The 20633-nt window shown below is 35.4% G+C and carries 22 protein-coding genes; 14 read left to right on the top strand and 8 right to left on the bottom strand.

Annotated features, from left to right (window positions below):
• Nucleotides 1–6 precede the first annotated feature (6 nt).
• From deoC to A8143_RS04875, 14 genes are all read left to right on the top strand, one after another.
• On the top strand, nt 7–801 hold the full coding sequence (gene deoC, locus A8143_RS04940; protein ID WP_070137678.1) for a deoxyribose-phosphate aldolase: 795 nt from the start codon (nt 7–9) through the stop codon (nt 799–801).
• A complete protein-coding gene (locus tag A8143_RS04935; RefSeq protein ID WP_070137676.1) occupies nt 791–1588 on the top strand; it encodes a 3'(2'),5'-bisphosphate nucleotidase CysQ family protein in 798 nt (265 codons plus the stop codon). The genes deoC and A8143_RS04935 overlap by 11 nt, the downstream gene beginning before the upstream one ends.
• A gap of 2 nt (nt 1589–1590) precedes the next feature.
• Nucleotides 1591–2679, top strand: a complete 1089-nt coding sequence (gene gmd, locus A8143_RS04930) for a GDP-mannose 4,6-dehydratase (RefSeq protein ID WP_070137674.1) — start codon at nt 1591–1593, stop codon at nt 2677–2679.
• Between the two features lie 3 nt (nt 2680–2682).
• Nucleotides 2683–3621, top strand: coding sequence for a GDP-L-fucose synthase (gene fcl / locus A8143_RS04925; RefSeq protein WP_070137671.1), 939 nt, complete (start codon nt 2683–2685; stop codon nt 3619–3621).
• A 25-nt stretch (nt 3622–3646) separates the two neighbouring features.
• Nucleotides 3647–5227 (top strand): hypothetical protein, encoded by a 1581-nt coding sequence (locus A8143_RS04920; protein WP_070137669.1) that lies wholly within the window; start codon nt 3647–3649, stop codon nt 5225–5227.
• 22 nt (nt 5228–5249) lie between these two features.
• A complete protein-coding gene (locus A8143_RS04915) occupies nt 5250–6335 on the top strand; it encodes a glycosyltransferase family 4 protein (RefSeq protein ID WP_070137667.1) in 1086 nt (361 codons plus the stop codon).
• Nucleotides 6322–7836 (top strand): hypothetical protein, encoded by a 1515-nt coding sequence (locus A8143_RS04910; RefSeq protein ID WP_139134268.1) that lies wholly within the window; start codon nt 6322–6324, stop codon nt 7834–7836. The genes A8143_RS04915 and A8143_RS04910 overlap by 14 nt, the downstream gene beginning before the upstream one ends.
• Before the next feature lie 171 nt (nt 7837–8007).
• On the top strand, nt 8008–8904 hold the full coding sequence (gene cyoE / locus A8143_RS04905; protein ID WP_070137663.1) for a heme o synthase: 897 nt from the start codon (nt 8008–8010) through the stop codon (nt 8902–8904).
• Between the two features lie 15 nt (nt 8905–8919).
• Nucleotides 8920–9972: a cytochrome c oxidase subunit 3 gene (locus tag A8143_RS04900; protein ID WP_070137661.1), complete on the top strand. Its 1053-nt coding sequence runs from the start codon at nt 8920–8922 to the stop codon at nt 9970–9972.
• Between the two features lie 27 nt (nt 9973–9999).
• Entirely contained in the window at nt 10000–10698 is a 699-nt protein-coding gene (locus A8143_RS04895) for a cytochrome c oxidase subunit 3 (RefSeq protein ID WP_070137659.1), read from the top strand.
• Nucleotides 10699–10740: 42 nt separating this feature from the next.
• Entirely contained in the window at nt 10741–11115 is a 375-nt protein-coding gene (locus A8143_RS04890; protein ID WP_083261226.1) for a cytochrome C oxidase subunit IV family protein, read from the top strand.
• A gap of 54 nt (nt 11116–11169) precedes the next feature.
• Nucleotides 11170–11895: a hypothetical protein gene (locus A8143_RS04885; RefSeq protein ID WP_070137657.1), complete on the top strand. Its 726-nt coding sequence runs from the start codon at nt 11170–11172 to the stop codon at nt 11893–11895.
• Between the two features lie 78 nt (nt 11896–11973).
• Nucleotides 11974–12624, top strand: a complete 651-nt coding sequence (locus A8143_RS04880) for an SCO family protein (RefSeq protein ID WP_070137655.1) — start codon at nt 11974–11976, stop codon at nt 12622–12624.
• Complete coding sequence (locus A8143_RS04875) at nt 12614–13156, top strand: DUF420 domain-containing protein (RefSeq protein ID WP_070137653.1); 543 nt, start codon at nt 12614–12616, stop codon at nt 13154–13156. Before A8143_RS04880 ends, A8143_RS04875 begins: the two co-directional genes overlap by 11 nt.
• Here the strand turns inward: A8143_RS04875 and porG (A8143_RS04870) are convergent.
• From porG (A8143_RS04870) to serS, 8 genes are all read right to left on the bottom strand, one after another.
• On the bottom strand, nt 13153–13989 hold the full coding sequence (porG, locus tag A8143_RS04870) for a type IX secretion system protein PorG (RefSeq protein WP_083261225.1): 837 nt from the start codon (nt 13987–13989) through the stop codon (nt 13153–13155). The two genes, A8143_RS04875 and porG (A8143_RS04870), sit on opposite strands and share 4 nt — an antisense overlap.
• 32 nt (nt 13990–14021) lie before the next feature.
• Nucleotides 14022–14846 carry a type IX secretion system protein PorG gene (gene porG, locus A8143_RS04865; protein ID WP_070137649.1) on the bottom strand — a complete coding sequence of 275 codons (825 nt, stop codon included), beginning with the start codon at nt 14844–14846 and terminating at the stop codon, nt 14022–14024.
• 4 nt (nt 14847–14850) lie between these two features.
• On the bottom strand, nt 14851–15762 hold the full coding sequence (locus tag A8143_RS04860; protein WP_083261224.1) for a DUF6089 family protein: 912 nt from the start codon (nt 15760–15762) through the stop codon (nt 14851–14853).
• 92 nt (nt 15763–15854) lie between these two features.
• Entirely contained in the window at nt 15855–16637 is a 783-nt protein-coding gene (gene rsmA, locus A8143_RS04855; RefSeq protein WP_070137646.1) for a 16S rRNA (adenine(1518)-N(6)/adenine(1519)-N(6))-dimethyltransferase RsmA, read from the bottom strand.
• Nucleotides 16634–16951 (bottom strand): DUF4286 family protein, encoded by a 318-nt coding sequence (locus A8143_RS04850; RefSeq protein ID WP_070137644.1) that lies wholly within the window; start codon nt 16949–16951, stop codon nt 16634–16636. The genes rsmA and A8143_RS04850 overlap by 4 nt, the downstream gene beginning before the upstream one ends.
• A 10-nt stretch (nt 16952–16961) precedes the next feature.
• A complete protein-coding gene (locus A8143_RS04845; RefSeq protein WP_175437486.1) occupies nt 16962–18758 on the bottom strand; it encodes a tetratricopeptide repeat protein in 1797 nt (598 codons plus the stop codon).
• Between the two features lie 19 nt (nt 18759–18777).
• Nucleotides 18778–19356, bottom strand: coding sequence for a hypothetical protein (locus A8143_RS04840; protein WP_070137640.1), 579 nt, complete (start codon nt 19354–19356; stop codon nt 18778–18780).
• A gap of 2 nt (nt 19357–19358) precedes the next feature.
• Nucleotides 19359–20627 carry a serine--tRNA ligase gene (gene serS, locus A8143_RS04835; protein ID WP_070137638.1) on the bottom strand — a complete coding sequence of 423 codons (1269 nt, stop codon included), beginning with the start codon at nt 20625–20627 and terminating at the stop codon, nt 19359–19361.
• Between the last annotated feature and the right edge of the window lie 6 nt (nt 20628–20633).

The following is a 20633-nucleotide window of genomic DNA, read 5'->3' as shown; positions in this document are numbered from 1 at the left end:
TTTTTTATGAAAAATTTAGAAGAAATACAGAATTTTGAACTTGCGTTAAGTAAGAAATTAATTTTAGAACTTATTGGGTTCATTGATTTGACTAGCTTAAATCCAACAGACACTTCTGATACAATCAACACCCTTTGCAGAAAAGCTAACCAAGGATTTCAACAATGTTTCCCAGCTGCTGTTTGTGCATTTCCTATTTTCGCTGACCAAATTCACTCAACCCTAAAAGATAATATTAAAACTGCCGTAGTTGGAGGAGCCTTTCCGACTGGTGTTAGCTTAATGAAAGCAAAAATTAATGAAGTTGATTTAATTGAAAAAACCTCCACCAACGAAATAGACATCGTAATCAACCGAGGTTTTTATATAGAAGACAAGATTGAAGCGCTAGAAAAAGAACTTATAGCAATTCGTAAATCTGCCAAGAATAAAACTTTAAAAATAATACTTGAAACAGGAGACTTCACTGATTTGAAGGCCATAAATCAATTGAGCGAAATTGCCATTTCATGTGGAGCGGACTTCATCAAAACATCCACAGGTAAATCCAAAACAGGGGCTACTCCAGAAGCCGTCTACACGATGTGTTTAGCCATTAAAAAACACTACACCGCCACCAATAAAAAAATCGGAATAAAACCTTCTGGAGGAATTAGAACACCACTTGACGCACTGCTCTATTATCGGATTGTTGAAGAGGTTTTAGGAAAAGATTGGCTCACTCCTAATTTATTCCGAATAGGTGCCAGTAGTTTATACGACGAACTCATTAACGAATACAACCAATTGGATGCAAATTAATAAAGACTGGGTGAACACCGCCATTGAAGGAGCAAAATTAGCTTCAATTAAAATCATGGAAATTTATCAAACGGATTTTGAGGTTGAACTAAAACCGGACCAATCTCCAGTCACTATCGCTGACAAGGCGTCAAGCAAAATACTCTACCAACTATTATCAAAAACTGGTATTCCAATCATCTCTGAGGAAGAAACAATTCCCAATTACTTAGAAAGAAAACAACATGAATTAGTTTGGTTAGTAGATCCCATTGATGGCACAAAGGAATTCATAAAAAAGAACGATGAATTCTGCATTTGCATTGCGCTTATTCAAAATGGAAAATCTATTTTTGGTCTTATCGCTTCTCCTACGGAGCAAAATATCACAATGGGCGGTAACAATTATGGTGTTTATCATTTTAGCTTCTCAGATAACAATCCAACTGCCGATGCCAATAAGGTTGAAACGCTAACGAAAAATTTTAAAAAAACCATTGCTTACTCGCGCTCTCATTTATCAGATAAAGCCGAAAAATTTGTTGCGAACATCCGAAACAAATACGGAAACCCACAAATAATAAGAAAAGGTAGCGCATTAAAATTCGTGGATTTAACTCTTGGAAAAGCCGATTTTTACCCCCGTTTAGCACCTACTATGGAATGGGATACAGCTGCCGGGCAAGCAATTTTTGAAGGAGTTGGCGGTGAAGTACTTGATTTTGCTAACTTTGAGCCCTTAACGTACAATAAAGAGAGTTTATACAACCCACATTTTATTGCCAAGAATAAAGAATTAGATATATAAAAATGAAAAAGGTCGCTTTAATCACCGGTATTACAGGACAAGACGGAGCATATCTTGCTGAATTACTATTGGAAAAAGGATACATTGTACATGGTATAAAAAGAAGATCCTCATTGTTTAATACTGATCGAATAGATCATTTGTACAAAGATAAACATGAAAATGACGTTCGTTTCTTTCTTCATTATGGAGATTTAACTGACGCAACAAACCTAATTCGCTTGGTTCAAGAAATTTCTCCTGACGAAATCTATAATTTGGCCGCCATGTCTCATGTCAAGGTTTCATTTGACACACCTGAATATACGGCAAATACAGATGCACTAGGCACACTTCGTTTACTGGAAGCTATTCGAATTTTAAAATTAGAAAAAGATGTCAAACTTTATCAAGCCTCAACGTCTGAATTATATGGTAAAGTTATGGAGACACCACAATCTGAAACAACACCATTTTATCCAAGAAGCCCTTATGCCGTTGCAAAGTTATACGGGTTTTGGATTATAAAAAACTACAGAGAAGCCTACAACATGTATGCCTGCAACGGAATTCTTTTTAATCACGAAAGTCCTTACAGAGGTGAAACTTTTGTTACGAGAAAAATTACACGCGCGGCTGCAAAAATCAAGCTTGGATTGCAAGAAAAAATATATTTAGGAAACTTAAACGCACAACGTGATTGGGGTCACGCGAAAGATTATGTTTACGGCATGTGGCTGATGATGCAACAAGAAAAAGCAGAAGACTATGTTTTGGCGACCGGTGAAACGCATCCGGTAAGAGAGTTTGTTGAGAAGGCCTTTGGTTATGCTGGTATCGAATTACGATGGGAAGGTGAAGGAGTCAATGAAAAAGGAATTGATACTGCAACAAATAAGACATTAGTTGAAGTTGATGAAAAATATTTCCGTCCAACCGAGGTGGATCTATTACTTGGAGATTCGACTAAGGCAAGAGAAGAACTTGGCTGGAAACCAACCTATTCCTTCGATGATCTCGTAAAAGAAATGGTAGAAGCAGATTTAGAATTATTCAAAAGAGACAAATACCTTTTAGAAGGAGGACATAAAGTTCTTGATCAAAACGAATAACAAGTGGAGAAAAATTCAAAAATTTATGTTGCTGGACACAACGGAATGGTAGGGTCTGCAATTGTAAGAAAATTAGAAAAAGAAGGCTTTAACAAAATTGTCACAAGATCTTCCAAAGAGCTCGATTTAAGGGTTCAATCGGATGTTGAAGCGTTTTTCCAACAAGAACAACCGCAATATGTATTCTTGGCGGCTGCTAAAGTTGGAGGCATTATGGCCAATAATATTTATCGCGGCGAGTTTCTGTATGACAACCTGATGATCACCTCAAATATTATTCATGCAGCTCATAACCATAAAGTGGAAAAACTACTATTTTTAGGTTCCTCTTGCATCTATCCCAAAATGGCTCCACAACCATTAAAAGAGGAATATCTTTTAACTGGAGAACTTGAGCCAACAAATGAGCCATACGCCATTGCAAAAATTGCTGGAATTAAATTGTGCGAGGCGTATTTTGACCAGTATGGGGATAATTTCATCTCTGCCATGCCTACAAATTTATATGGTCCAAATGACAATTATGACCTAAAAAACTCTCACGTTTTACCTGCTTTAATTCGAAAATTCCATACCGCAAAGGAAAATAATGATTCAAGCGTGGAGATATGGGGAACGGGAAGTCCATTGAGAGAATTTCTTCATGTTGATGATTTAGCTGAGGCTTGCTACTTTTTGATGGAAAACTACAATGAAAAACAATTTGTAAATGTCGGAACAGGAAGTGATATTTCTATCAAAGATTTAGCCTTAAAAATCAAAGACATTGTTGGTTACAAAGGTGAACTAAACTTTGACACTTCAAAGCCGGATGGTACACCAAGAAAATTAATGGACGTTTCATACCTTGCTGCTAAAGGCTGGAAATACAAAATCGAATTAGATGAAGGCATTCGGTCTGTATATAAACACGCTTTAGCACACGGAAAACTCGTCGACTAATTCTATAAATAATTCAGGGTCCCTAATGTCTAAATTGGTCCTATTAACATATGTTCTCTGTTTAACTTGCTTAACTAGTTATGGGCAAGGTCACATTCCCCTTGAAGAGTACTACCGGACCGAATCAAATAGAATAATTGCGCGAGATTCCAGTTTACAAACAACAAGAAACCAACACACAAGCATACAACCCCTTCAACGAAAAAGAACAGATCCCAACCAGTTATTTAAGTCTGAAGGAAAGTATTATTATTGGATAACTCAAAAACTTTTCAAAGAACATTTTATTCAGTTTATTGGTGAAAACTATTGGATGTCAATTGATCCGATTATCGATTTAGAATTAGGTACAGATCTATCATCCGATTCCAGTAAGATGCTTTATTGGAACACCCGCGGATTCAGAGTCCAGGGAGAAATTTTAGAAAAAGTTTCGTTTAGTTCCGAATTTTACGAAAACCAAGCAATTCTACCCAACTATCAGCAACACTATGTTAATCGTTATGGTGAGTTTTTTCCAAATGCTGCTAACACCACTTATCAGCAACAAAATGCCGTAATCCCAGGTTACGCGCGAACAAAAAGTTTCAAATTAACGGGATACGACTTCGCATTTGCAACGGGAAATATAACCTACGAACCAAATTCATTTTTCAACTTCACAATAGGAAATGGAAATCATAAAATCGGAAACGGATACCGATCTTTATTATTGTCAGACTATACGGTAAACTACCCCTTTGCTCAAATTGAGACCAATTTTTGGCAAGATCGAATTCAATACAATGTCATTTATGCCTTACATCAGAACCTTTATCGACTTCACACCTTTTCAACACCAGAAGCGACATATGAGCGAAAAATTGGCACCTATCATTATCTCGATATCGCATTGACAGAAAAGATTACACTTGGGCTATTTGAAGCTGCACACTGGAAAAGAGTTGATTCGCTGGGCTCTCATCAACCTGATTATCTATTTATCAACCCTGTCCCTTTTGTCAACTATTTTGTAAAAGGTGATAAAAGTGAAGGCTACAATGCTTTACTCGGTCTTAATTTCGTGTTTAAACATGAAGCAACACAGTTCTACAGCCAATTAGTCTTTGATCAAAATTCTGTAGGAGCTTATCAAATCGGATTACAATTTTTAGATGTTTTGGTCGATAAATTAGACTTCTTAATAGAATACAACCACGCAGCAGAAAACACCTATACTTCAGACCAAAAAAGATACAATTTCAGCCATTTCAACTTACCAATAGCACATCCATACACCAATGGATTTGATGAAATAATTGGACAGATATCCTATCAACATAACCGTTTTTTTATCCAGAATAGGATCAATTATTCGAAACGAATTTCTAATACTGCCAACCTGCCAATAATCTTAAATCCTACAATGAGCGCTAGCCAATCAAACTTCACACATATCATTTATAATCAATTTGAGATTGGTTATCGATTCAACAGAGCATACAACTTACAGATGTTTGCAGGACATTTATATCGAAATGAAACAATGCCAAGCAACAATCCACTTACCAATTATGCTTACCTTGGACTGCGAACCAGATTAAAAAACAAATACATTGATTACTAAATAAAAATGTATCTCAAGAAAAATGAAAGATTACCATTTTATACTCGCCTTTATTACTGCTTTTAGTGTTGTATTATTAGCAACTCCTTCTCTAATTAAAGTTGCCAAACTCAAGCACCTTGTAGACGAACCTAAAGAAGCTCGTAAAAAACACGCTACAAGTATCCCAACTATTGGAGGGGTAATTATTTTCAGCGCATTTATTTTTTCCAGTTTTTTATGGCTCCCCGTTCGTAACCCTAGCGTTATTGACGGTCTAAATCAATTCATGTTTTTAATGGCTTCTTTAATTCTACTCTTTTTTGTGGGTATAAAAGATGATATTATCGGCATGTCTCCTATGAAAAAACTAATTGCCCATGTCATGGTAGGTTATATTCTTGTGGTCATGGGTGGAATTAAGATCACCAGCTTCTATGGTTTGCTTGGAATGGATATTATGTTACCGGATTATGCAAGTATTCTAATCTCAATATTTGTTTACATCGTTATTGTGAACTCCATTAATTTAATTGACGGTGTCGATGGTTTAGCATCTGGAGTAGGATTGATTGCAACAATTGCCTTTGGCATGTGGTTTTCTTATCTCGGCGATAAGCACTGGGCTTTAATTTCTTTTGCACTTTCTGGTTCACTTTTGGGTTTTCTTGTTTTTAATTTTAATCCCGCACGAATTTTTATGGGAGATTCTGGTTCATTGATCATTGGGGCCGTAATCAGCGTTTTGGCTATTCAGCTTATTGAATCTTCAACAGCTTCTTTACCAATTGGCCAACAAAATGTCTCTACCCCGGTACTCGCCATGTCAATTCTTGCCTACCCTTTATTAGATACTTTACGCGTATTTATAATACGAACGGCAAAAGGCAAATCGCCTTTAAGCGCTGATCGAAATCATATCCACCATCGTTTACAAGACCTGGGGTTAGGTCACAAGAAAACCGTAATCATCATTTACTTATTTAGTCTGGTAATGATTGTTCAGGCGTATTTTTTGCAATTCAAAAATCCAACAATCAGTCTTGCTATAAGTTTAGGTATAAGCATCTTATTTATTCTAATTATTATTCTGTTTCACAAAAGAAAAGTGGGAAGTGCAAAAGCTTAAATTTTTCATATTATTATTTCTTTTATTTGGATTTAAGAGCTTTTCCCAATTGCAGGTTGAATCTTTACACTATCTTGATCAGATTGAAAATAGTTTAGTTTATGGTAAAGATTTAAAAACTAACCATAGTTCAATTTTACCTTCAGTTAATACTTTAGCCAATTACAAAAAAGGATATGGTCGAATTGTAAAAGAAAAAGGAGTTAAAAGATGGCAAAGTAAAATTTATCCTATCGCAAATTTAAGTGTAGGATATGAAAGCAAGTCCTCAAGTTCCTTAATTTATGATACAGGCATAGGCTTAGGGTTGGATATTAGTTCGAACAAATTATTTTTTACGGGGAAAATTTTACCCTATTTTAACAATGGCGGCTACATTAGAGACTCTATTCAAACAGTTGGGTTTATCGATCCCGCAACCGGTCGTCCTTTAATTCACAATCTTTTTCAACAAAACGAGATAATTCTAGCTTATCGACCCAATCAATTTTTCACCTTTTTGGGCGGACATGGTAAAAACTTTTTCGGAGAAGGATATCGTTCATTATTATTATCCGATAATGCTGCAGCCCAACCTTTCCTTAAAGTCGAAACAAGTTTTTCTGGACTAAAATTCGTTAACCTTTATCAAATGTGGCGAGATAATACAGCGAATAGCGTTTGGCACAAAGACACTTATAAGTTCACCGCTTCACATTATCTAAGTTGGAATATTACAAGAGAGTTTAACTTAAGTGTTTTTGAAACGGTTATCTGGCAGGCAAATGATTCTTTACACAACAGGGGTTTTGACCCTAATTATTTAAATCCAGTGGTATTCTATCGACCAGTTGAATATGGCAGCGGCTCTGCTGACAATGTTTTATTAGGAGCGAATATGACTTATAAATTCAACCAAAATCATGCACTCTATTTTCAATTCATCCTAGACGACTTTTTGCTTTCAGAAATCCGCGCTCGTTCGCGATGGTGGGCCAATAAATATGGTACCCAAATAGGCTATAAAACCAATACTTTTTTCGGCAAAGAATCTTTCTACTTTCAAGGGGAGTTCAACCTTGTTCGCCCATTTACCTACTCTCATAATCATTCGAGTCTTGCTTATGGAAACCTGAATGCGTCAGTCGCTCATCCTATTGGATCTAATTTCATGGAAGTCTTATCCATTTTATCTTATCCCATTAAAAAAGTTAGAATAACAAATCAGTTGAGTTATTTAGCTTATGGTGCCGATAGTTCTGCCGTTAGTTATGGACAAAACATTTTTAAATCCTACGGATTGCGAGACAAGGAGTATGACCACTATATGTTACAAGGTGATAAATACAATGTGATTAACGAACGTTTAACAATAAGTTTTCCAATAATCAGTGAGATAGACCTGTATTTCAATTTTATTTATAACTGGAGAGCAAGTTTTAACGCAACGAACAACAGCCAGTTACACAGCTTACAATTTGGCATTCAAACTAGAATATGGAATAGGTATACAGATATCTAATCCCCTATTATTGTATTTTAGAATCAATCTAAAGGAAGTCTAAACATCTGACTTCAAGCAGAATTAGGCATTATCTTCTGAATTCTAAACACTTTAGCAAACATTTTAGAAAGTTGTCGAAGTGAAATAGTACATTTTTATTAAATTTGCGCAGCATTTAAATGAACATTCATGGTTGCAGACGAAACAGTGGCAGAAAAGGCAAAAACCCCATCAAAAATTAAAGACTACGCGCTTCTATTTAAAGTGAGATTAGCATTTTCCGTTGTTTTATCTGCTTTTGCAAGTTATTTATTCGCCGGTGGTGGATTTGATTTAAATCTTGTTTTTCTACTTTTAGGAGGTTTTTTAATCACTGGAGCATCCAATGGATTTAATCAAATTATTGAGCGTGATCTTGACAAAAAAATGGATCGTACTTCAGAACGTCCAGTACCATCAGGAAGAATGTCAATCAACGAAGCCTTTATTGGCTCTTCTATTGCCACCATCGTAGGAACTGTAATTTTATTTCAAATAAACTTTTACTCAGGCGTTCTAGGTGTTTTAGCGTTGGTGATGTATGTCTTTATCTATACCCCTTTAAAAAGAATTACACCTTGGGCTGTTTTTGCTGGAGCTTTTCCTGGAGCAATTCCACCCATGTTAGGAGTCATAGCAGTTACTGGCACTTTTGAAGGAGATGCTGGATTAATGGCCGGACTGATGTTTTTCATACAATTCATTTGGCAATTCCCACATTTTTGGGCTATTGCATGGGTACTTGACGAAGATTATAACAAGGCTGGGTTTTCTTTACTTCCGAGTAAATCTAGAAAATCTAAGAAATCCGCATTTCAAATCCTCTTTTACACCCTATGTATGGTGCCTGTCAGTTTATTGCCTTGGGTTTTAGACATGACCGATGAATGGACGGTAATATTAGGAGGAATAGCAGGAGCCTGGTTTTTCTTAAAAGCTTATAGACTCTACATACGCTTAGATGACAAATCTGCAAAAGGACTGATGTTTGCTTCGTTTATTTACCTTCCAATCATACAGTTTCTCTACGTATTTGTGAAAATTTAATTTCGATTTTAAATCATGGAAAAAGGAAAGCTCACCCCGGCTGAGATTAATGCGAAAATGAAGAAAAATCTGCTTTGGATTTTCATTTTTGCGGTAATAATGATTTTTGCAGGATTAACCAGTGGATATATTGTTTCGCAAGGTGGAAACTTCTGGGTAGCCATAAAAATGCCGAGTTCATTCACAATCAGTACCCTCCTTATCATAGCCAGCAGTATTTCCTTATATATCAGCTCCAGAGCAATCAAAAAAGATAATCAAAAGTTATCCAATATTGGTTTAGGTTTAGCATTTGTATTAGGAATTGGTTTTGCAGTTTTTCAATTTTTAGGTTGGAAACAATTGACCGAAAACGGCAATAAAGTTGTAGCCGATATTATCAATACAAGAGGTAAATACGGTAAATACTTTACTTTACTAGGTGAAGGGAAAGAGATAACCTATGATAATGGTAACTTTTATCACAAAGGTCAACAAGTAAGTTCGACTTATTTGGAAGAGATGAAAAATTTTGCACGTGTCATTTATAACGAAGATAAAACTGGGGCTAAAACCTATAAGTTTACGAATTATGGTACTGCATTCACCTTGAGATATGACAATCAAATACTCACTTATGTTAACGATCAGTTAAAATTAAATAATGAGCCACTTTCAGAAATTCAACAAGGAAGGCTTTGGTACTTTGCAGACAATATAGTGAATGATCGTGGTGACTTTATGATGAAAGGTAAATACGGCGAAGACTTTTCAATTTATTATAACAAAGAAGAGCTGGAATACACCAATAGGACGTTTTACTATAAAGGAGCTCCTTTATCTGCTTTAAATCAAGATAAATTAAACTCACAACGTAATACGGCAAGTTCTTACATTTACGCTTTCACCGGAGTTCACCTACTCCATTGGTTAGGTGGAATCATTTCATTATTAGTAATGTTTATCAGCGGATTAAGAATGAAATACTCCAAAGAAAATTATCTCGGCATTACATTAGGCTCAATTTATTGGCATTTTTTGGGCATATTATGGCTTTTTTTATACGCATTTTTAATTTTAATTCATTAAACTTGCAGAACAAAAATTTTTTGATTTATGTCAGCAGCTACGCAAGAAATTGATAGATCTACAGCTTGGGGAGGAAAAGAATCTCCATTTAGAGTAAGTTATGGAAAACTAATGATGTGGTTTTTCTTAGTTTCAGATGGTTTAACATTTGGAGGTTTGTTAACTGCATTAGGTTATGCTAAATTTTCAAACCCTGAAACTTCCATGACATGGCCTTCTGGAGAAAGTGTATTCTTTCACTTTCCCTTTACCCACGCAACACTCCCTTTATTATATGTTGCATTGATGACATTTATCCTTATTGTTTCTTCTGTAACAATGGTATTGGCTGTTGAAGCAGGACACAGAATGGATAAAAAAGGGGTTATCAAATGGTTACTTTGGACAGTTGTTGGTGGATTTATTTTTCTCGGATCTCAGGTTTGGGAGTGGGCAACATTCATCGCTGGACCAGATGGAGATATCTCTACATGGGTAGATAACGCTACCTTGGCACACAATCCTTATGGTCCAACCCTATACGCTAATTTCTTTTTCTTTATTACTGGATTCCACGGATTTCACGTATTTACAGGAGTTGTTTTTAATGCACTAGTACTACGTAATGTAATTCGAGGAGTATACCACAAAAGAGGACATTATGAAATGGTTGAAAAAGTAGGATTATACTGGCACTTTGTTGACCTTGTATGGGTATTTGTATTTACTTTTTACTACCTCGTGTAAGTTTAATAGAGTATTAAAAGAAATTGATTTAAATCGGAAAACATGGAAAGAGACGATATTATTGAATATTCATTACACGCTCATCACACAGAAGAAGAAGGTGTAAAAATTAGAAAGAAAATTTGGATGGTTACTGCTATTCTATCAGTAATCACAATCGTTGAAGTAGTTGTTGGTGCATTGTTCCCAAAAGATGACGTAGGTGGTTTAACTTGGGCATTCATCAAATACGGATACATCATTTTAACAGTGGTAAAAGCAGCATATATTGTACTTATTTTCATGCACCTTGGTGATGAAACAAAGAGCTTAAAGTATATGATTCTTGTACCTTATATCATTTTTATTTTATACTTGATTTTCATCATTTTAACTGAAGCAAGTTATATTGGAGACATGTGGAATACGTTGCACTAATCGTGCACGTATTTTATCTCATGTATCAAATTCTCACCGTTATAAATTGCTAAAATGGCTAACCTGAAACGAATTATTTTAGTTTTAGTTGTAGTTCTAGGACCAGGCTCAATTATCTATTTTATTTCTAAAAACGTTAGTAATCATTTTGTCAAACCGCCTTATCTAGGTTACGAATATACGGTTGATGAAAATGGTAAGCGTATTGATTCCACAGCTTACACTATACCAGATTTTAATCTTCAAAAGTTTGATGGAACACCCATTAACCGAGACTCCATAACTAATAAATTTATCGTCTTGTCAACTATTCAAAATGGTTGTCCAAAAACCGAGGAGTGTGGTTTCAGTCTTTTCCACTTTGATGAAATCTTTTATCATCGTCTTGTTAAAAACAGAAAAAATTACGGTAACGTTCGTGTTATATCAATCTTAACTGATATTGATGGAAGACCAATTGAGCATCCAAGCGAAAAACTGCTTGAAGAAATGAAGGATTATGACACCAGTGGTATGTGGTGGATGACAACTGGTGATGTTACACCATTCTATGATTTTAACTTTTATGGTGATCGGTTTATCAATTACCCTGCATCTAAAGAAGATGGAGAAATTGGAGCTAAAGCTTATACCAGCAGCCTTGTGTTAATCGATAAAGAAGGACATATTCGTGCAGTTACCGGTGCTAAATCAGACTCAGACATCAGAAACTTTTTTGACATCCTTAAACTCTTGAAAAAGGAAGAATTTGATTTAGAAAGAGCTGAAGAAGAAAAATAAATTCAAAATTCAACCAACTCCCTCTTAAGCTCTACCAAACCTCCCCTACTTTCGTTACTTTTGCTAAAAGTTTAAAGCATGAAGAAATTATTATACGTTTTAACGATAGGCCTTTTAATCACAGCCTGTCAGGATACAGCATCAAGCAACAATAATAGTCGTCAACCCAAGAGTTCAGGACTTCCGTATTTTGGATTTCATGAAATAGCGCCTGGAGACACTTCCTACCATACAATTCCAACCTATCAATTATTAGCACAAGACAGTTCTGAATTTAACAATGAACGTGTTAAGGGAAAAATACACGTGGCAAATTTCTTTTTTACTAGTTGTCCAGCAATTTGTCCTGCCATGATAGCTCAGATGAAACGACTACAGGAAAACACGAATGATATAGAAGAATTACAGTTTTTATCACATACCATAGATCCAAAAAGAGATAGCATTCCAAAACTCAATCAATATATTAAAGATAAAAACTTAGACACCCATAACTGGTATTTTCTATATGGCGAACGAGAATATGTTCATGATCTCGGAAGAAACGGCTATATGCTAAACGCAATGGAGGATGAAGAAGCTGAAGGAGGTTTTTTACATTCTGAACATTTTGTATTGGTCGACCGTGAAGGACATATTCGTGGCTTGTACACTGGAACTGTAACAGAAGAAGTAGATCAATTAGAAAAGGATATTAGAACATTAATTGCGACAGAGTATGGAGAATAATCAAGATTACCGACCGGAGATTGAGAAAAAATATAGGCCTTTAGTTGTCATATTATCTATTGTTATACCTTTAGTAGTGGCACTTCTATTTCGTGTACATATTGAAGGAATAGACACCTCTTTCTTGCCTCCAATTTATGCTTCTATTAATGCATTAACTGCTATTCTTCTTGTATTCGCTGTAATAAGTATCAAAAATGGAAATAAAAAACGCCATGAGAACCTCATGAAATTGGCCATTCTATGTTCTTTACTGTTTTTAGTTGGATATGTAATTTACCATATGACATCAAGTCATACTAGCTATGGTAACGAAGGTTTTATTAAATATATTTATCTTTTTCTACTGGTAACCCATATTATTTTAAGTATTGCTATCATACCTTTGGTAATGATTACCTATTTAAAAGCTATTTCAAACAACTTTAAAGCACACCGACGTTTGGCTAAAATTACGTTTCCCATCTGGCTATATGTAGCAGTATCTGGTGTTGTAGTCTATTTAATGATTAGTCCTTTTTACGGAACCTAACGTCCTTTCATCCGTTCACAAACGGATTTATTAAATGGCTTAATCGTCAACATAAAACCATAGAAACTATACCAATCCTTATTCGCTCCATTACCACGATTCAATAGTTGAGCACTTTCTGATGAAGAGCGGTTAGATAGTTCAGCAGCAAGGGGGCCATTTTCAGCACGTAAAATAGCCTTGTCCACGTAAACACCTGAAACATCATCTAAGTAGTCGGTAAACGTCTTCCTTATTCCATATTCAAACGATACTGCAACATTCTTCTTTAAATTTACCTTTAACCCAATACCAAGAGGAACAACAATTTGATTTAAATTATACTTTTTTCTATCTGACAATGTAGTACCTTGTCCCTCCGTGCCAAGTGGTTGTAAATCTATCATTTCACCATTAAATTCAGTTGTAGGATTGATACGTGTATAAGCTATTTGATAGAAAAAATAGGGTGAAAAGGGATATTTCATATCGTTGATTCGATATTTAAATAGATCCAACTCATACCCTATTGCTAACTCAAATAATTTCGAATTAAAACTTAAATTTCTATTAACCAAAGAAACATTCGAATTATCCGCATCATTTGCCATAATGTATCCATAAAAGGCCGTAGCCCGAACTGAATGTCTCGTAGATACGTTATAACGATAAATAATTCCTAAACTAAGTTTAGAGTCTACAAAATGCCTATTAGGATTTAGATCACCAATGTAATAAGACGCTCCTGAAAATAAACCGATTTCAGAGCACGTATTGAAATCTTGACAACGTAAATCCGTTGTCCTACACACGCATAATCCATATATTAGAAGTGACAAAAGAAATTTCCGCATATTACTATAACGGAAATTAGATTAGATTATTCTTAACGCCACCCCCGCATATCACAGATGTCACGCTTAAATGGCTTTACTGTCAGCATTACACCAAAAAATGAATACCAATCTTTATTTCCAGCATTTCCACGATTAATTCCTGAATAATCATTAGAGAGACTACGATTCGCCAAGTCCGCCGCTAAAGGTCCATTTGCAGCAATTAAAAGATCTTCTTGCACATAATTACCAGACACATCATCAAGATAATCTGTAAATGTCAATCTAACACCATACTCAATTGACATTGCAACACGAGGGCGTAAATTAAATTTTACACCAATACCTAAAGGCACTGTAAACTGATTTAAGCTATAAAGTCGATCTTTTGTCCCTGTAATTCCCGTACCTTGCCCCTCCGTACCAAGCGGTCTTAATTCTACCTCATTTCCATCAATTTCTGTTTTTGGATTTATCCTAGCATAAGCAAATTGATAGAAAAAATAAGGTGTTATTGGATATTTCATATCACTTATTCGATACTTAAACCAATCTATTTCATATCCAACCGCTAACTCTAATATACGACTTTGAAAATTCAAATTTCGATTAAATTTATAGGGATCTGAATTGTTCGCGTCATCCGCCCAGACATTACCGTAAAAACCAGTTATACGAATTGAATGTCTCGTTGAAAGATTGTATCGAAAAATACCTCCATAAGCAAACCGACTATCCACTAGATGCTTGCTATTTAGGTCTCCAATATAGTATGAACCACCGGCATATACACCAACTTCAGCAGCTGACTTGAAGCCCTGAGCTTTAACTTGGAGTAAAAAACCAAGCAGCAAAATTGTAAGCAAAATGCGCATTCAGTTAGAATTTAGGAATGAAAACTTGTCCTTTAACGAAACGATAGTGGAACGACAAAATTCCAAACATATAAGCGTCATTATAGCGCGGATCACCACGTTGCAAATAATTATTCCTTCCATCAGGGTATTCTAAAACCCCGTATGGTCCAGGGTTAATAGAGCGATCAGAAAGTGCTCCAGCTACTTCACCATAATTAGCCGAAATTTCGTCCGCAATATAATATGAAGTACTTACATCATCCATATAATCAGATAATGTGTAACGCAAACTAACATCAAAGCTTACTGACATTTGCTTATTTACGCGATATTTTAATCCTACACCTATCGGAAAACACAATGTATAACGATTGTACTTGTCCGGTCGTCCAGCTAATCCTTGACCTTCTGTTCCAAGTGGTTGAAGGGCTACCCATTCCCCCTCATAATTCGCTTTAGGATTAAAAAAAGTAACTCCTACTCCGAGGTATAAATATGGTGATATTGAAGTTGTTTTATTCCCACGAATACCTTGAATTTTATATCGAGGTAAGACACGGTCCTCGGTTGGGTAATAAACAATATAGCCTGAAATTTCAGCAATATTTGATCTGAAACTTAAATTCCTGCTGTTTCTAACCGTATTTTTCGTTAAAGCATCGTCCCCACTTAGCAAGCTCCATATCAAGGTACTTCTAACTGATAAATAAGGGTTTAACATATACTTATAACCTGCTGATATAGTAGACCTAGTACTCCTAAACTTAAGATCTTTTATTCCGTGCGTACCTATGCCCTTAGCTCCGCCTAAATCTCCTAAAAAATTAGACGCACCTACTCCAAACGACACCTCATGACGTAATGTTTTCCATACCTGTGCTTGGGAGTTAGAGCACATAAAAAACACTAAAAATGCTAAACAATAGTTCTTCATTAATAACTAGTAATACGTAGGGTCGTTGTAAATTTGCTTACTATACAAATATAAAAAATTATCTCTTAACTCACATATCGCCATAATAACACTTATTCAAATAACTTTGTTAATTCAATAAAGTCACTGACTGATAACGCTTCAGGTCTTTTAGAAAACACTTCTTCATGACCAACTATATCCAATTCACGTTCATTAATTAACGACTTTAATGAGTTTCTAATGGTTTTACGACGTTGATTGAATGCAAGTTTCACTACACGTTTAAACAATTTTTCATCACAACCTAAACTCTTCGTATTATTACGTTTAAGGATAATAACGCCGGAATCAACTTTAGGTGGTGGAGTAAATACTTCTGGAGGTACCGTAAAAAGATAATCAATGTCGTAATATGCTTGTAATAAAACACTAGTAATACCGTACTTTTTAGAACCCGGTCCTTCAGCAACACGAACAGCAACTTCCTTTTGAAACATACCAACAACTACCGGGATTTGCTCCCGATATTCCAGAATTTTAAACAGAATTTCAGTCGAAATGTTGTAAGGAAAATTACCAGCAACCACAAAATTTTCTGGTCCCATTAACTCCTGTAAATCAACTTTTAGAAAATCTTGATCATAAATCTTACCTTTTAAGGAAGGCATATGCTCCTTTAAATAAGCCACCGACTCACGATCAATTTCAATTACATGCGTATCTAAATCCTCTCTTTTAAGAAGATAGTTGGTCAATGCGCCCATTCCTGGTCCTACTTCGAGCACTTTTTTAAAATCTATTTTCTCATGATGAATTGAAGACGCAATTCGTTCACAAACAGAAGTGTCATTCAAGAAATGTTGACCGAGATGTTTTTTTGCTTTAACTGTCATACCTTAAACCCTTGGTGTACCTGCAAAAGCGTTCTAAAAGCAGCTGTACAAGATCCAAATTTATTCATATGATCAGCTTGTAAGGCAGGAGCGAATTCTGATTGGTAATTTTCATATACTTCCATGCTTTCACATAAATATTGAATTGCGTAGGTAGTTCCCCCTTCTTCATGGCCAAGAACTTTCGAAATTTTAGCTTCAATAAATTGGCCTGTTTTCATCATGTCCGGAATATGTCTATCCTTCATATACGTTAACCATTCATCCGCTCGGTCTACATCCACCGAAACCGTAACATTGTAAATCACTTGCATGTTAAAAAAATTAATTCACCTTTCGGTTAATCGCCCGGTATCGTTCACGGGCCTCTGCTGTGTATAAACTAGATTTAAAGTCAAATAAAATTTTTTCATAGTATTTGACGGCCTCTGCATTATCATTCAGCCTATTCTCATAAATCTGAGCTAATTTGAACGCTGCATCATCCCCCAAAATATCGTGCCCATACGACTCTAAAACTTCTTTATAAAACATAATAGACTTCTCCCAATCCTGTTTTTTTTCAAAGACTTCAGCTTTTTTAAAGAGTACTTCATCAACGATACTATGAAAAGGAAACTTTATAATTAAACTATCCAATTTTGAAATGGCTTGATCATATTTATGTTGCGCTAAAAGTAAATCAGCTTCAGCAAACATTTGAACTGGTGCTAAGCTTGTATCAATCCCTAAATTATCTTGCAATAAAAGTGAAAGTTGCATGGCATCATTAGCGATTAACTTACTTGTTGAAGCCTTTAAAACATCTAATTGTAACTTTGCGTAATCAAATTCACCATCATAATAAAAAACCCTTGCGTTTTTATATTTTGCTTCGTGTCCAATTACATCTTCAGTAAAATCATTTTCAACTTGCATATATAAGATGGACGCCTCCCAAATATCCCCCATAATTACATATATATCCCCTTTCAAAATTTTTAGTTGAGCAGTATTTTTACGATTTGAAGGAATATTCAATGCTTCATTCACTAAAGCCAAACCATTCGCGGCTTGATCAAGATAAAAGGCATAAATTTCTGCCAACTGAATCATTACCTCCAAACTTTGTTGATTTTTCCCCATTTCCTTCAAGGCATTTTCAAAGTCTGCTGCAACATCTAATAGCTCGGAATTTGTGTACGATTTTTTTGATGTTATAGCCATGAAGTTTACATTCAATTTATTTTGAACGGCACGATGGTAATAAGGCGTTCCTGGCCCTAAATCTATTACATACTGATACGCCTTTGCAGCATCTTTATAGGCTTTATTGGTTTGACAGACCCAACCAATATCCAACAATCGCTTACCTTTCTCATTTAATTTTTTATCCAATGCTTTTGCTTGAATTACAGCGCCCGAAAATTCCTTTTTCTGGAGATAATACCATATAAACATCTCATTAAAGACAATTTCATCCGGATTTTTTTGAACCTTTAAAAGGATTTCCTCCCTCAACAAATCAACCATTATGGGATCAGACTCGAAATCAACAGCCCTAGATAAGTACGTTTGTACCGTTCTCACATAGACAGGACTATAATTTAACAAATTTAAATACTCCGAAATCATATCGCTTGGTCGATTCAGCGCTGAATAAACTTGGGCTAATTCTAATTGAAAAGAATATCCCTTTTTTATCAACTTTCGCCCCCGTAAATAAGTCTCAAGTGCATATTGATGCAGATTTTCACTTACGAACAACTCACCTAAATCATCAATTCTTGATTGAATTGGAGGAAGGTCTTTAATCAGGCTTTCATAGATATCTTGGGCATCACTATCACGATCAGTTGCTTTATATACAGTGGCTAGCTTAAATTTATTTTCAATGGTATACGGATCCTTTCGAATTCGTTTTTCCGCTAGTTTTTCACATTCTGCAAATTTTTCTTGATAATAAAGACATTGAAAGTATCGATCGAAATACTTTTGTGCATCATAACGTTTATAAGCCTTTTCATAGTATACTTCGGCCTTTTCAAAGTCTCCCCGATCAAAATAATGATCGGCCAATTTTGTTTCATTATCTACTGGTTGGGCATGAGAATATAAACTGATTCCTATGAACCAGCTCATTAAGAACATTATTTTAAAATTAACCCCCAATGTCATTCTTAGACTTCAAGTTTTTAATGTATTCATCTATCAAAGGAGTGGCATGATAGTAGCGACCTTTTTCACCAATTTGCATCTTATGAAAACCCGTAAATCCAACAAAAACCTTATTTAGAGCCGCCTTTTCAACATTTAAATACTCCTCTATCTGTTGATCGTCATACAAACCTTCAAGTATATCAGCTTTCAAATCCTTAAATTGATTTTTAACTGCATTTAGTTCGTCTCCAAAAGCGACTTGATCTTTTTGAACATTTCCTAATTTTTTACGGACAGTTTTCGCTTCATTCATCAATTTACCCAGGTTTTCGTCCAGCGTATCCGGTTTATACAGCAATTTAATCTGCTTCTCATTGTTGATAACATGCTCTGCCATTAATTTTAAGCTATCAAATTCTATTCCATCGAATAGCATCTCTAAACTATCAATTACTTGTAGACTAGAGTCAATTTCCGACAATTCAGTTTTATATTGCTCTGCAGGGTTACACGATACAAATCCTAAAAAAAGGATAAATGCGTAAAAAATATTAATACCTTTTTTCTTCTTTATTTCCATAACTATATTTTATCAAATCCTGTATAAGGAACGAGAACTTCAGGGATTTCAATACCATCTTCTGACTGATTATTCTCTAAGAGGGTTGCCAAAATTCTTGGCAAAGCCAAAGCACTTCCATTTAAAGTATGCGCCAATTGCTTTTTATTTTGTTCATCTTTAAATCTCAACTTCAGTCTATTTGCTTGAAACGTCTCAAAGTTAGAAATCGAACTCACTTCCAACCACTTATCTTGACCAACCGAATACACCTCTAAGTCGTAGGTTAATGCAGAAGTGAAACCTAAATCACCTCCACATAAACGTAATGTACGATAAGGCAAACCTAATTTCTTTAGCAAACCTTGAACATAGGCAGTCATTTCATCAAGGACCGCGTATGAATTATTAGGGTGTTCAATTCTAACCAACTCAACCTTATCGAATTGATGCAATCGATTCAACCCTCTAACATGGCTACCATAAGAGCCAGCTTCTCTTCTAAAACAAGGTGTGTATCCCGTTAATTTGATTGGGAAATCTTTTTCCTTCAATAAAACATCACGGTACATATTTGTAAGAGGCACCTCTGCTGTTGGAATGAGGTATAAATCATCCTTTGCATCGTGGTACATTTGTCCTTCTTTATCAGGCAATTGACCGGTACCATAACCAGAGTTTTCATTTACCACGAAAGGAGGAATAATTTCTTGATAACCAGCATCTCGTGCTTCATCAAGGAAAAAATTAATTAGCGCTCGTTGTAAACGCGCACCTTTTCCTTTATAAAAAGGGAATCCAGCACCGGTTACTTTAACTCCTAATTCAAAATCAATCAAATCATATTTTTTTGCCAGTTCCCAATGCGGCAACCAGAAATCTTTTTTTTCAGGTAAAGTATCAGGAGTATCAATGACTTCATTTTCTTCATCAGAATTTCCCTGAGGTACAGATGGGTGTGGAACGTTGGGCACCTCAAATAACAATTCCTGTAATTCCTTCGCAAATCCACCTACCTCATCGTTTAGCACTTTTTCTTCTTCTTTTAAGGCTGCTCCTTTCGCCTTAGCCTCATTCGCTTCAACTTGTTTTCCTTCTCGGAATAATTGACCAATCTGTTTAGCAATACCGTTCGATTCAGCCAAGACATTCTCTAATTTGGTTTTGGAAGAACGCCAATTTTCGTCGGCTTTTAGAATTTTTTCAATGAGTGGAGCACCATCAAAATTTCGAACCTTTAAAAGTTCGATGATAGCTTCTTTATTTTCTCTTATGCGTGCAATTTCGAGCATTGATTA

Source organism: Crocinitomix algicola (genome assembly GCF_001661595.2).
Taxonomy (GTDB): Bacteria; Bacteroidota; Bacteroidia; order Flavobacteriales_D; family Crocinitomicaceae; genus Crocinitomix; species Crocinitomix algicola.
The sequence above is the reverse complement of the archived record's forward strand: the minus strand, read 5'-3'. Positions and strand labels throughout refer to the sequence as shown.